General features: G+C 65.9%; 12 protein-coding genes. All 12 read right to left on the bottom strand.

Annotated elements, in window-relative coordinates; translation table 11 throughout:
- Positions 1–5 precede the first annotated feature (5 nt).
- The 12 genes from TEF_03750 to TEF_03695 all read right to left on the bottom strand — a co-directional run bounded on the left by TEF_03750 (position 6) and on the right by TEF_03695 (position 12,196).
- On the bottom strand, positions 6–1,118 hold the full coding sequence (locus tag TEF_03750) for a hypothetical protein (GenBank protein ID ANK80001.1): 1,113 nt from the start codon (positions 1,116–1,118) through the stop codon (positions 6–8).
- A gap of 238 nt (positions 1,119–1,356) precedes the next feature.
- Positions 1,357–1,539: a hypothetical protein gene (locus TEF_03745; protein ANK80000.1), complete on the bottom strand. Its 183-nt coding sequence runs from the start codon at positions 1,537–1,539 to the stop codon at positions 1,357–1,359.
- A 297-nt stretch (positions 1,540–1,836) separates the two neighbouring features.
- Positions 1,837–2,292, bottom strand: coding sequence for a hypothetical protein (locus TEF_03740; protein ANK79999.1), 456 nt, complete (start codon positions 2,290–2,292; stop codon positions 1,837–1,839).
- Positions 2,293–2,717: 425 nt separating this feature from the next.
- Entirely contained in the window at positions 2,718–3,248 is a 531-nt protein-coding gene (locus TEF_03735) for a hypothetical protein (protein ID ANK79998.1), read from the bottom strand.
- Between the two features lie 375 nt (positions 3,249–3,623).
- Positions 3,624–3,887 (bottom strand): hypothetical protein, encoded by a 264-nt coding sequence (locus tag TEF_03730; protein ANK79997.1) that lies wholly within the window; start codon positions 3,885–3,887, stop codon positions 3,624–3,626.
- A 91-nt stretch (positions 3,888–3,978) separates the two neighbouring features.
- Positions 3,979–4,176: a transcriptional regulator gene (locus TEF_03725; protein ANK79996.1), complete on the bottom strand. Its 198-nt coding sequence runs from the start codon at positions 4,174–4,176 to the stop codon at positions 3,979–3,981.
- A 72-nt stretch (positions 4,177–4,248) separates the two neighbouring features.
- On the bottom strand, positions 4,249–5,532 hold the full coding sequence (locus TEF_03720; protein ID ANK79995.1) for a hypothetical protein: 1,284 nt from the start codon (positions 5,530–5,532) through the stop codon (positions 4,249–4,251).
- 288 nt (positions 5,533–5,820) lie between these two features.
- Positions 5,821–7,293 (bottom strand): hypothetical protein, encoded by a 1,473-nt coding sequence (locus TEF_03715; GenBank protein ANK79994.1) that lies wholly within the window; start codon positions 7,291–7,293, stop codon positions 5,821–5,823.
- 7 nt (positions 7,294–7,300) lie between these two features.
- A complete protein-coding gene (locus TEF_03710; protein ID ANK79993.1) occupies positions 7,301–7,972 on the bottom strand; it encodes a nitroreductase in 672 nt (223 codons plus the stop codon).
- Positions 7,973–8,049: 77 nt separating this feature from the next.
- Entirely contained in the window at positions 8,050–9,144 is a 1,095-nt protein-coding gene (locus TEF_03705; protein ID ANK79992.1) for a hypothetical protein, read from the bottom strand.
- 109 nt (positions 9,145–9,253) lie between these two features.
- Positions 9,254–10,117 (bottom strand): hypothetical protein, encoded by an 864-nt coding sequence (locus TEF_03700; GenBank protein ANK79991.1) that lies wholly within the window; start codon positions 10,115–10,117, stop codon positions 9,254–9,256.
- Positions 10,118–10,150: 33 nt separating this feature from the next.
- A complete protein-coding gene (locus TEF_03695) occupies positions 10,151–12,196 on the bottom strand; it encodes a peptidase S15 (protein ANK83258.1) in 2,046 nt (681 codons plus the stop codon).
- Positions 12,197–12,211: the final 15 nt, after the last annotated feature.

Here is a 12,211-nt window from a genome sequence, read left to right as displayed (position 1 = left end):
CCCTGCTATCCTGCGGTCAGTTCGGCGATCGCCTGGCGATAGGCCGCCTGGACAATCGTCTGATCGAACGCCGCGGCCATCCTGGCCCGGCCCGCCCGCCCCATCGCTGCTCTCGTCTCCCGCGGCAGGGACAGGAATGTCTGGCAGGCGGCGGCAAGGCTTGCGGCGTCGCCTGGCTCGCAAAGAAATCCGGTGTTGCCGTGATCGACCACATCCCGGCAGCCCGGCACGTCCGTCGCGATCAGAGGACGCGCCATCGCGGCGGCCTCGATCAGGGTCCGGGGCGCCCCTTCGCGGTAGGAGGGCAGGACCACACAATGCGCGGCGGCGATAACGGGGCGCACATCGTCATGCACGCCCAGATATTCGACAACGCCTTCCCGCTCCCAGCCTGCCACGGTCCCGCGATCGATGGCGGTTCGATTGGCCGCGTCGACGGCGCCGAGCAACCGGAATTGCGCATCGGGCCGATGGCGGCGGACCATGCGTGCCGCATCAACGAACTCCCTGACGCCCTTGTCTTTCAGCAATCGGCCGATCATCAGGAAAATCGTTGCTTCCGCGTCGTCCCCGTAGGCTGCGGCCGCAAACTGCCGGAGATCGATGCCGGAGCCGGGCAGCAGGCGGGCCTGATCCGCGCGGATAATCCCCCGGGCGAGAAAGAGGTCCCGGTCGTCCCGGTTCTGGAAGAACACGACGGGCAGCTGGCCGAACGCCTGGCGGTAGAGACCCTCCGCCACGAACTGGAGGATCCCGCCGGAAAGGAAGGCGGTGCCCAGCCCCGTGACATTGGGAATGAACGGCACCCGGCAGGTCCGGGCCGCCATGGCGCCGAAGATGTTGTTCTTGATGGTATAGCTCAGCACGATGTCTGGGCGTTGGGTGCGGAACAGATCCTTGTACTGGGCGCGGAGCTTCATCCCTTCGACGGGGCTCAGACTTTGAGCATTCATCTTCAACGGAATGAACCGGCACCCCAGCGCCTCGAGGTCGGCGACACTGTCGTCGGGCGGCGCCGCCACCGTGATATCGTGCCCGTCCGCCATGAGCTGAGCCACCAGGTCACGGCGGAAATTCCAGATGTTCCAGGCCGCATTCACGGTCATCACGACATGCATCGATGTGCTCCAACCGCCCCGATCCGGCCCCAGCCGACATGCCACGCGCGCCACGCACGCCTCGCATGAGGCAGATGCAGATGACGAAAACCGCTTCCGCTCCCGCGCGCCGGCACACCGGTTCTACTCTTGTCTTCATCCGGACGAAAAGGCGCGTCGATCACGCTTCTGGCCTGAGCGATATGCCGTGCGCCTCATGATGGCGCCGCTGGCTTGACCTCAAGGCCCTGGCCTCCCCTCAATCGAGCGCGAAGCCCAGCCGCTCCATCGTCTTCGCCACCCGCCGGATCATCTCCAGCGACTGCAACTGGGCAAGGGCCGAGGCGGTCTCCGCCGCAATGGGTTTCTCGCCGTCCGGACCCTGCACCATGAACGCTTCCCTTTCGAAGTCGTAGCTCAGGACCATGTCCTCGATGTTCATGCACTTGCTCCCTCTTCGGGCCAGCCCTGTCGACCGACACATCTTTCCAGATTACGCATGGCGTACGCGACCCGTTGACCCCCATCGGGGCGCCGGGATACGCCTGCCCTCTGGTAGGCCACCGCCCATCGCGCTGCAAGCAGGCATGCACCGCCACGACAACCCCGCCGCCGCCGCTCAATTGCCACGGCCCCCCGTTGCGCAACATTGATATGAGCCGAAGACGGCCTCAGCCGGCGGTGCCGGGCTGGTGCGCGGTGCGAAGCGCCGATAGACGCCGCCTGACGCGGCCGGCACTCAGCGGTCTGGACCAGCGTCCTCCGCTGCGGCTATCGCCGCATCGATCTCGGCCAGCAAGGTCGGATCCTTGTGGTTGTGAAACGGTCCGAGGGCCATTCGGGCCCGACGCAGCGCATGCAGAAGATCGAGGTTCAGCAGCTGCAGCTCAGTAACACGCGCCGCATTCTCCCGGACAACCATCTTCAGCTCGTCGATCTGCGGGTCAAAGTCGGTAAACATGGCGAGGTTGCTGACTTTCTCGTCGACGGATGCACGGGCCCGCGGGTCATCCGTTTCGACGCGTTCCCAGTCCTCGCGGCCAAGATGCGCACAGCCGCGCCAATGGCAGGCCAGTTCACGTCCGGAGTCGTCAACGATTGTGAACTTGTGGTCGTCGTCCTCGCGAACCGGGTAGAGTTTCCCGGGCGTGATGTCATGGGCGATAAAATTCGTGCGCGCGTATATTCTGGCCATGGATCACGTCTCCTTCGCGACACAACGCAAAATGGTGGTTGCGGCCGTGGGACTGGCGAGACGACCAGCGCCAGGTGACCGAGCTCCAACGCTCCTGTGACGAAGCAACGGCCAAATGCCCTCGTACCCTCATGGCATTCTTATCGACATCGTGCGCCGCCCACGTCAAGTGAGGCGCTGCTGATCTGAAGTACGCGTGGCCTTCAAGTCCATCGTGCCCGACGCTCCAGGCCGTTCGGCGCCCCGGGTTCCTCGCCGGGCTGCGCGACGTCGTCGTTCGACCCACTTATCGGCCGCAACGGCATGGTGATCCGGGATTGTGAGCCTCATGGCACGATCAGGGTCCGATCCCTGCCCAACCACCTTCCCCGGCTGTATCGTCGAAGCCGCCGAGCGCAGGGCCTGAAGGTCAAGCGCGCCCGGGCCTACGACTCTGGCGCCGCCGGGCGAGAAATCGTCACCTGGATCCGCCTGTTATCGTCTTCGGCAATCTGGAAATTTATGCCGTCAACAACAAGTCTGAGCCACTCGTAATATCTGTCAATCGATACATTTTCCGTTCCGGGAAACATGCTCAGTGTCGCGTCGAAATACTGGGTCGATTTCTTGCGCGCCTCAATTTTTGCAGGGTTGAACTGCCGATCTGGCGCCAAGTCCAGGAGACCCGCAGCCTCACCCACAAAGGCCAGTTTGTCGCCCCGCGCCTTCATGAGACCGGCCTGTTGCGCGGATTTCAGGAAAACATATCGTGCGCGGGACACCATGCTCGGCCGCACGCCAATCTGGATGAGATATTCTTCAAGCGCGGCGTTGTCGATCGGAACGGGCGTATCAACGAAATGCGCAGCAGCGGTCAGAAACAGGGGTGGATTCAGGAAAGCGGTCTGCAGTTTCTCGATATCCGCATCATTCTCAATGAGAGCCCGACCAAGCGGCGTGATCTTGACCAAATTCATTGCGGTTGTCGTGAGACCAAAATGTCTGGTTCCGGCAATCCGGAGACGCGTCCCGCTATTGAAACTCTCCTGATTCAGAAATTCTGCAAACTCATGCGGCGGTGCCGAATTTTTCTCCCGCAGGACGCCGCGCGCCAAAAGAATAGACGAATTCAGATCCAGATGCGGCAGGCCCGAATAGGGTCGTCTTCCCTTATTTTTCACAGCGGCCTCCCCGGAAATATCCAGTACTTTCCCACCGAATCCTGCCCACCTTCGTGTTTCGACAGGTTGGGATGTCTTGCCGTCATCCCGTCCGAAGCAGTGGCGTTGCGAAGTCGACGACGCGAAGCGCCTGTCGGCGTCCCACAATCCAGACCAGGGAATTGAGACTGGTTAACTAGAATGGGCCATCTGATTCCGCAACATCAATCCATGGCCGAGGACGGACTGGTGGGTGGCCTTCGCCGGGACAGGCGATCGGGTCGAGGCATGACTCGGGGTGCTGCCGCAAAGCGTCGCGATCTTTGGGAATCCGCCGATGACGCGCCCGGAATCCTGGAGCGGGCGATAATGATCGTCTGCGTCCTCCAATGTCTCTGCGGTACCGTTCCCATGGTGGGGCGCCTTCAGCCCCGCGTCTTGCGGCGCCGCCTCCATGAGATCGCCCCGACATCAGCACCTCGGACGCTCCTTCACCAGAAATGAAGGACGGCCGGGCTGTGCACGCCCGGCCGCCCTGCTCCTGCATTCAGGAGTGTCGGACAGGTTCGTCCCGGCGGTTCAGCCGATCCTGAAGCCAGTCAAGCACCTCGTCCTCAACCCATCCCACTCTGTTCGGGCCGATCTGGACCCGCTTGGGGAACTTCCCGGCCTTTTCCAGCCGCGCGACGTGTTGCGGCGAGTACAGAACCAGCTCCTTCAGCTGACGCTTCGACAGTATCCTCATCACGATGCTCCTTGATGGAGAAGCATCGCGATGCCCCTGGTTACGACAATACCCACGGGTGCGGAAATAGTATCAATCCGCTGCTTGCGACGCGAGCTCGTCGGTGGACTTGCCACTCAGGGTCACGATGAAATCGGCCCAGGCCTCCACCGCGGCCCGTTTCTCGTCTGCGAAATCGTGGCGCTGGTACACGGCGACGATGCCGCCGAATGTTCCGCTTGTATGGTTCAGAAGCTTCTCGACGACATGAATGCCAACGCCAAGGCGCGCCATGCCGGAGGCCGCTGTGCGTCTCAGATCGTGAATGCGCCAGGGCATGAGTGCGATTTTTGCCGGATCGTCGCCACGTCTCTCCGCCATACGCTGGAGTTCTGCGAGCATTGCTGCGTCGACCCGGTTTTTCGCGCGGCCGAACCCGGAGACCGGCCGCTCCTTCTCCTCGCTTTGATCGTCACGGACGAACCATGCCGGAAACAGCAGGGTCGAATGATCCTTGCTTTCAAGCTCGGCGATCAATTCGACGGCTGCCTGGCTCAATGGCACATCGTGGGGTTTGCCGTTCTTGGTCCGCTCGCCGGGCAGACGCCATAGCTTCTCCCGCAGATCGAATTCCGACCAGGCCGCCGAGACGACCTCGTCACGTCGTTGGCCGGTGAGAAGCAATAGCCGGAAGACCGCGCCGAAAGGGGGACCAGCCTTGTCGCACGCCACGAGAAACGCGCGTAGCTCATCGTCCGTCAGCACTCGGTCCCGCGCCTGCTCCTTCGCCGGTGGTTTGACCCCGGTCACCGGTGAGGTTTCTATCAATCCCCGCTCGACAGCCCATGCGAACAGCCGCCGGACATTCGCCAATACCCTGTTCACGCCAACGGAAAGACCCCGCGCTTCCGCCTTGTCGAGAACGTCGAGGATGTCGCGTCGCCCGATGTCCCCGATCTCCCGGTGACCGATGACCGGATAGACATGGCGTTCGAGCATCCGGGCGACCTCATCGGCTGTCCGGTTTCGGGGCCGGTGCCACTTCTCGATGAACTGCTCCCCCACCCGTTCGACTGTGTCGGGCTCGCGGCGCCGGGCCTCAAGCTTCTCGGCGGCGGGATCCTTGCCGACCTCCACCTCGTTTCGCGCATCCCGCCAAGCCTGTCGCGCCTCTGCCACCGACATCGCGGGCCAGCTGCCGAGCTTCATCCGCCGTTGCTTGTCATGCAGACGATAGAAGAACACCCAGGTTTTCCGCCCCCCATAGGAGATCCGTAGCGCGAGGCCGGGGTAACCCTTGTCGAAATTATCTTCCTGTCCGCTGGCCGGCGGCTTCAAGCGCTTGACCACTGCCGCATTGAGGTTTCGCTTGGGCATCGCTTGGCGCTCCTTCGGGCATCGGGGCGACACTAGGATATCTCACTTTAGGTAACGTATAGGTAACAGAAATTGGCCGCTCTGCAAAATCCATTTATGTTCACCTATGAGCACATTATTCCATTTTTGTTTTTTATATTAAGCTCTTATGAGATCGCCCAGGTGACGGAATGTTCAACGAAATTCAGCGAAAAATTTGAATCATAATCCGCGTGTCGGGGGTTCGAATCCCTCCCCCGCTACCAGATATCCGGAAAATCGATGAATCTCGGGGCGGCGCCTGGCGCCTCAGCCGCCCGCCACGCGATAACTCCCGCCGTCGTCCGTCTCCGCGCGGCGGCGCATCTCGCCCAGGGTGCCGGGATAGAAGGACAGGATCCGGCCCTTCGCGTCCTTGTAGAAATTGGTGCAGTCACCGGCCCAGCTCATCTGCTGCAGCCGCGCCTGGAGCGCCGCGGCGTAGGCCGCGGTGGCGTCCGGGTCGATGTCGATCCAGCCGCCCGGCGTCTCCAGCGCCCGGCGGGTCATGCGCACGATATAGGCGCCGTTGATCTCGGCCGAGGCGAAAAGGGAGGTATAGGCCGCGACCCCGTTGATGCCGCAGACGGTGAAATGGTTCGGGAAGCCGGGCGTGGAGACGCCGCGCCAGGCCTCGGGCCGCTCCCCGATGGCGTCGGCGAGACGCCGCCCGCCCCTGCCGTAGACTTCGACCGCCGGGCTGCCGTCCTCCCGCCCGCCGAGGCGGTAGCCGGTGCAGAAGATGACGATGTCGGCCGGATGCTCTTCGCCTGCCGCATCCACCACGCCCTTGCGCGAGAGGCGCTTCACGCCGCGCGGGACAAGGGTGACGTGATCCCTGGCCAGTGCCGAATAGTAGTCGTCGGAGAACAGGATGCGCTTGCAGCCGGGCTCGTAATCGGGCGTCAGCGCCTCGCGGAGCGCCGGGTCGGCGATGGCCGCGCGCATGGGCTCCAGGCAGAGCCGGCGCAGCTCGGCCTGGGCATCCGGCCGGCGATGGAAGACCCGGTGCAGCAGCAGCGAGCGGCGGTGCAGCTCCCGCCAGTGCCGCCGCCACGCCGCCCGGTCGCGGAAGGCGGCCTTTTCCGCCGTGGTGTAGAGGCGGTTGCCGCGGGGCACGATCCAGTTGGGCGAGCGCTGGAAGACCGTGAGCCGGGCCGCGCGGCGGGCGACCTCGGGCACGACCTGCACGGCACTGGCGGCGCTGCCGACGACGGCGACACGCTTGCCCGCCAGGTCGACGTCGCCGCGCCACCCGCCCGAATGCCAGAACGCCCCTTCGAAGTCGTCATAGCCCGCGATCTTCGGGAAGCGCGGCGCGGTCAGCCCGCCGGTGGCGGCGACCAGCACCCGGTGCCGCGTGCGCCGACCGTCGGCATCCTCCAGCAGCCAGGTTCCGGAATCTTCATCGAAGCACGCGGTCTCGACGCCGGCGCGGAAGCGCGTCCGCTCCGGCAGGTCGTGGCGTTCGGCGCAGGCGCGGATATAGCGCTGGATCTCCGGCTGGCTGGCGTAGAGCCGGGACCAGTCCGGGTTGGGCTCGAAGCTGTAGCTGTAGAGGTGCGAGGGCACGTCGCAGCAGAGCCCCGGATAGGTGTTGCGCAGCCAGGTCCCGCCGTAGTCGGGCAGCTTCTCGTGGATGACGAAGTCGTCCATGCCCGCCCGGCGGTACAGCATGCCCATGAGCACGCCGGATATGCCGGCGCCCAGTATGCCGATGTCGGCGCGTGTCTCCTCGCTCACGCCCCTGTCAGGTCCCCGGCCCGTCGCGGTCCGTGTCCCACCGGTTCCAGTGCAGGATGGTGTCCAGCGGCGGGCGCTTCGCCGGTTTGAAGTCCGTGCCCAGCGTGTACGCCACCGGCAGCAGGCCGACCTGCATGATGCCGTCGGGCACGCCAAGCAGCTCGGCGGCTTCCTCCTCGTGCGTGAGGTGGAGCGTGGTCAGCACGGTGCCGAGGCCGCGGGCGCGGAGCGCGAGCTGAAAGCTCCAGACCGCCGGCATGATCGAGCCCATCAGCCCCGCCCATGTCCGGCGCGGCGGATTCTCGGGCAGGTGATCGATGCGGATGCAGGGGATGACGTGCACCGGCGCATCCTGCAGCCGTTCGGCCAGATAGCGGGCTGAATCGAAGACCCGGCTGTCCTGCGCCTCGCCGGCGGCCTTCGCGCTCTCGTAGCCCTGGTCGAGATAGCCGCCCGCGCCCTTGCGGTAGATCTCCGCCAGCCGTTCGCGTTTTCCCCGGTCGGTGACGACGATCCAGCGCCAGCCCTGGCGGTTGGAGCCCGTCGGCGCCTGCAGGGTCAGTTCCAGGCATTCACGGATGATGTCGTCCGGCACCGGCCGGTCGAAATCGAGGCGCTTGCGCACCGCCCGCGTGGTGGTCAGCAGCGCGTCGGTGACGCTCAGATCGTAGACGCTCATGGCAGGCCTCCTCCCCCTTGTGGCTCGCGAGCGGGGAAGGTTGGGCCGTCGGACGCGCCCGCGCAAGTCCGGGTCGGCTATCCGGTTGCGGCGAAGGAAGCCTGGCGGGCGCGCTGGTCCAGCATGAAGTCGCGGAAGACGCGCACGAGGTCGAGGTCCAGATGCCCCTTGAAGGTGCCCATCAGGTCCAGCGCCGCCTCGGGCGCCATGGCGCGCTTGTAGGGCCGGTCCTCGGTCAGGGCGGCGTAGACGTCGGCGATGGCGGTCAGCCGCGTCGGGTCATCCAGATCGACCGCCGACAGACGGTCGGGATAGCCGGCTCCGTCCAGGCGTTCGTGATGGTGCACGGCCATGTGGACGACGCGTTCGTTCAGACCGTTCTCGCGCAGCAGTATCTCGCGCGAATGCTCGGGATGGCGCTTCATGACCGCCCATTCATCGTCATCCAGCTTGCCCGGCTTGTCGAGGATCGCCAGCGGAATCATCGACTTGCCGGCGTCGTGCAGGAAGCCGCCGACGGTGACTTCCTTCAGGTCCTCGCCCTGGATGCCGAGAGCGCGGGCGAAGAAGGCGAGCGCGCCGCAGACATACATGCTGTGGCGGTAGGTGTTGTCGTGGTGGGACGCCAGGGCGCCCAGCCAGCGGTTGACGTCGGAGACGCCGAGGGAGTCCTGAATGCGCACGCAGGCCTCGAAGACCTCAACCAGGGGCAGCGGCTCGCCGTCCGCGCCGGAGGTCATGACCTTGTCGAAGCTGGCGAGCGAAGCGCGCAGCGCCGCTTCCTCCTCGGGCTTCATCTCCGACCAGGCGCGCTCGACGAAGCGGTTGGCGGCGCGGCGCACGGCGGTGGCGATGTCGTCCTCGCTGGCGAACTGGCTCAGCAGGCCCAGCGCGCCGAGCTCGCGGGCGATGACCCGGTCCTCGTCGGTGGGATTGGCAAGGATGAACAGCGCCCGGCCCGGACTGGCGGCAAGCACCCGCGCGAGCGTGAACATCTGGCGGCGGAGATCGGAGAGGCAGAAGATGTGCAGCCCGTCGGCCAGCCGTTCCCGCTCCGCGACCTTTTCCAGCGTATGCACGGAGACCCGGAAACGGTCGGCGATGATGCGCCAGATCCGCTGATCCAGGTTCTTGCCGTCGCCGATGAGGGAGATCGTGTTCGCTGCCGGCATGTCCGCCCTGTTCCGCCTTCCGGACCGCTGTCTGCTTCGCTTGTGGGACAGACGATCCTGCACCGGCGGGCGTTAACACGGAGTTGAGGTGCGGGGCGGACGCGGCAGCTCAGTCCGTCATGTCCGGTGGAAACCGCACGCCGGTCACCCGGGCGCGGAAGAATGGGAAGTAGTCGGGCGTGCCGTAGAAATTGCCCGCCTCCACCGACGTCGGCAGCCGGAAGCCGCCGAAATCCCTGAAGTCCGACAGCCTGCCGCCGAAGGGCTGCAGGCGAAAGGCGCGCCCGGGGTTGGCGTCGCTCCAGCGCTGGAACAGAACGTCGGTTGGCCGGCCCTCTGCATCGACGGTCACATCGACGGCCTGCGTCAGTTCGCCGTGGCCGACGGTGACGCGCGCCGTGTCCGGACCAGCCGCCTCCCAGCCTGTGTCCGGCCCGGGCAGCAGCGCCGCCGGCGTCCAGAACAGCGCCTCGGCGATCATCCGGCCGAAGGCGGAGCGGGCATGGTCGTCCGTGCCGCCGGCCCGCGCCACGGCCAGGAAGCCGAACAGGCGGAAACGGCTCCAGCTTCCGTCCGGGCCGAACGCGTCGGAACCGGAGAGCCGCATCAGGCCGCGGCGGGCCCGGACCTCCCAGATGAAGCCGGCGGGCGCGGCGAGGGTCTGGCGCGCGTGCATCCGCATCGGCTTCGCCCGGCCGGGCTCCCCCAGCGCCAGTTCGCCATCCATCTCGATCTCGGCGACGCGCCACAGCGGCGCGCCTTCGGCGATGGCGAAGCGGAAGAAGCGGCGCGCCGGTTCCGGCAGATCGTCGACGATGGCGGGATCGAAGGCCTCCGGCGCGGCATCCATGCCGTGGCCGCGGATCAGCGCCCGGCGCAGCCTGGCGTCCTGGCGGCGGTCACGGACAGCCACGCCGGCCATTCCGCCGGCGACGGCCACGACGACCAGGAGAGCGACCGCAAGCCAGGTCATCGACCGGATCCGCCGCGCCGGGCCACGTCCCGATCAGATGCCGTTGCGGGGTATGCGGCGCTGCCAGTTGCGGGAGAAGACCCGCTGATCGTCCTCCCAGGCGTCGAGCTCGGCCGTGACGATGAAATGCTCGGCCGTGCAGGTGAGCTTCGTCCGGGTGGTGGTGTGGGGACGCCAGTCGCCGCGGCGCAGGCCGCGCTTGGCGCGGACCTCCGCGCTGATCGATTCGAATTCGTCGGCGATGGAGGCGTACCACTCCTCGGTCCGGTCGATGTAATCGATGTCGGCGTCGGCGATGTGCTGGATCCCGTCATCGTCGACAACATGCAGCAGGTACTGATCCCGCGCCAGATCGTAGATGACGTGCCAGTTGTGGTCCTCGACCCCCTTCTGCTCGGTCGGAACCGGCGACGCCGCCTCGGCGGCGGCGAAGTGGACGTCCTCGTCGATCCCCCGGGGTGGCCGCACGGGCAGCAACAGCCGGCAGGCGTCGGTGAATACCTTCAGCTTCACCGGCTCCGGCGATGGCCAGGCGAGCGGCCAGTAGCTGGTCGATATGGCGACGCGGATGCGGTGACCGGCGGGGAAATGCTGGGCGATATGGTTCAGCTTGACGCGGACTCGGTGCCGGCCCGCGCCGATCGGCTGCACCTCGGCGTGGTCATCCGAATGGGCCAGATTGCGCACGCCGTAGCTCACACGGGTCGCCTTGTCGTCGGGCAGGATGTCGGAGAGACGCACCGCCACCATGGCGACAGGCCGGTCGGCCTCGAACTCGAACTCCAGCACCGGCGCGCCCAGGATCTCGATGCTCTCCGTCAGCCGCGGGCTGTTGAACACCAGCGCGCCGCCGTCCTCCTGGCGCTGGTCGTGGGGCAGGTCCGGCGTCGCGGCGTACGAACACCACTTGCCGGCGAACAGCCCGGTGCTCAGCGGCGACTCGACGGAGATGTAGGGCAGGTCGTCGGGATTGTTGTGCGCGTCGGCCTCCCGGAGATCCTCCTGGGGCAACAGCCGGTAACCCGGCATCAGGCGCCAGGCCCGTTCCTCGACATTCGCCGAAGGCCACTCGTCCTCGCCGACCCAGCGGCCGGGGCGCTGGCGGTAACTGGTGGTCGGCGGCATGGAATCCTGCATCCAGGCGCGCAGCATCGGTTCTTCCATGATGCCGCTCTCCTCGCCCTTCAGCCACTTGTCCCACCAGCGGATGCATTCCTGCAGGAAACCGATGGCCGGGCCGGGCTCGCCGATATGGGGATACTTGTGACTCCATGGCCCGACCAGGCCCAGCCGCGGCGTCTCCAGGTTGGACAGCAGGCGGAAGACCGCGTTGGAATAGCCGTCGGCCCAGCCGGAAACGGCCATGACCGGACACTGCACGTCCGACCAGTCCTCGCAGATGGAGCCGTGGCGCCAGTAGTCGTCGCGCTGCTGATGCTGCAGCCAGGTTATCAGCCAGGGTTCGTTGGCCTCCAGCCGCTCCAGCCACATCTCGCGCCACTTGTCGCCGACCTGCTCCGGGTCCGGCGGCATGGAGTTGTAGGCGAACATCTGCGAGGCCCACGAAATGTTGTCGCCCAGCAGGCACCCGCCCATGTAGTGCACGTCGTCGGCATAGCGGTCGTCCGTGGAGCAGACCGTGACCACGGCCTTGAGCGGATCGGGCCGCATGGCGGCGATCTGTAGGCCGTTGAAGCCGCCCCACGAAATGCCGATCATGCCGATACTGCCGTCGCACCACGGCTGGGCGGCGATCCAATCGAGCACGCGAACGCCGTCGTCCAGTTCGCTCTGCAGATATTCGTCGCGCAGGATGCCTTCCGAATCCCCGCTGCCGCGCAGGTCGACGCGCACACAGGCGTAGCCGTAGCCGGCGAAGTAGCCGTGCATCATGGAATCCCGCACCGCCGTGTGATCGTTCTTGCGGTAGGGGATGTACTCCAGGATCGCCGGCACCGGCCGGTTCTCCGCCCCCTTCGGCAGCCACAGCCGTGCCGAGAGCCGGACGCCGTCCGGCATCTCGATTACCACATGCCGGGTCTCCTCCACCTCGTGGGGCAGATCTTCGCGGTAGTTCATCATGCGCTTGCCCTC

Source organism: Rhizobiales bacterium NRL2 (genome assembly GCA_001664005.1).
Lineage (GTDB): Bacteria > Pseudomonadota > Alphaproteobacteria > Minwuiales > Minwuiaceae > Minwuia.
This window is presented reverse-complemented; position numbering and strand designations above follow the sequence as displayed.

Excerpts from the sequence above, each read along its gene's own strand:
- TEF_03750 (ANK80001.1), bottom strand. The coding sequence starts at position 1,118 with ATGCATGTCGTGATGACCGTGAATGCGGCCTGGAACATCTGGAATTTC.
- TEF_03745 (ANK80000.1), bottom strand. The coding sequence starts at position 1,539 with ATGAACATCGAGGACATGGTCCTGAGCTACGACTTCGAAAGGGAAGCG.
- TEF_03740 (ANK79999.1), bottom strand. The coding sequence starts at position 2,292 with ATGGCCAGAATATACGCGCGCACGAATTTTATCGCCCATGACATCACG.
- TEF_03735 (ANK79998.1), bottom strand. The coding sequence starts at position 3,248 with ATGAATTTGGTCAAGATCACGCCGCTTGGTCGGGCTCTCATTGAGAAT.
- TEF_03730 (ANK79997.1), bottom strand. The coding sequence starts at position 3,887 with ATGGAGGCGGCGCCGCAAGACGCGGGGCTGAAGGCGCCCCACCATGGG.
- TEF_03725 (ANK79996.1), bottom strand. The coding sequence starts at position 4,176 with ATGAGGATACTGTCGAAGCGTCAGCTGAAGGAGCTGGTTCTGTACTCG.
- TEF_03720 (ANK79995.1), bottom strand. The coding sequence starts at position 5,532 with ATGCCCAAGCGAAACCTCAATGCGGCAGTGGTCAAGCGCTTGAAGCCG.
- TEF_03710 (ANK79993.1), bottom strand. The coding sequence starts at position 7,972 with ATGAGCGTCTACGATCTGAGCGTCACCGACGCGCTGCTGACCACCACG.
- TEF_03705 (ANK79992.1), bottom strand. The coding sequence starts at position 9,144 with ATGCCGGCAGCGAACACGATCTCCCTCATCGGCGACGGCAAGAACCTG.
- TEF_03700 (ANK79991.1), bottom strand. The coding sequence starts at position 10,117 with ATGACCTGGCTTGCGGTCGCTCTCCTGGTCGTCGTGGCCGTCGCCGGC.
- TEF_03695 (ANK83258.1), bottom strand. The coding sequence starts at position 12,196 with ATGAACTACCGCGAAGATCTGCCCCACGAGGTGGAGGAGACCCGGCAT.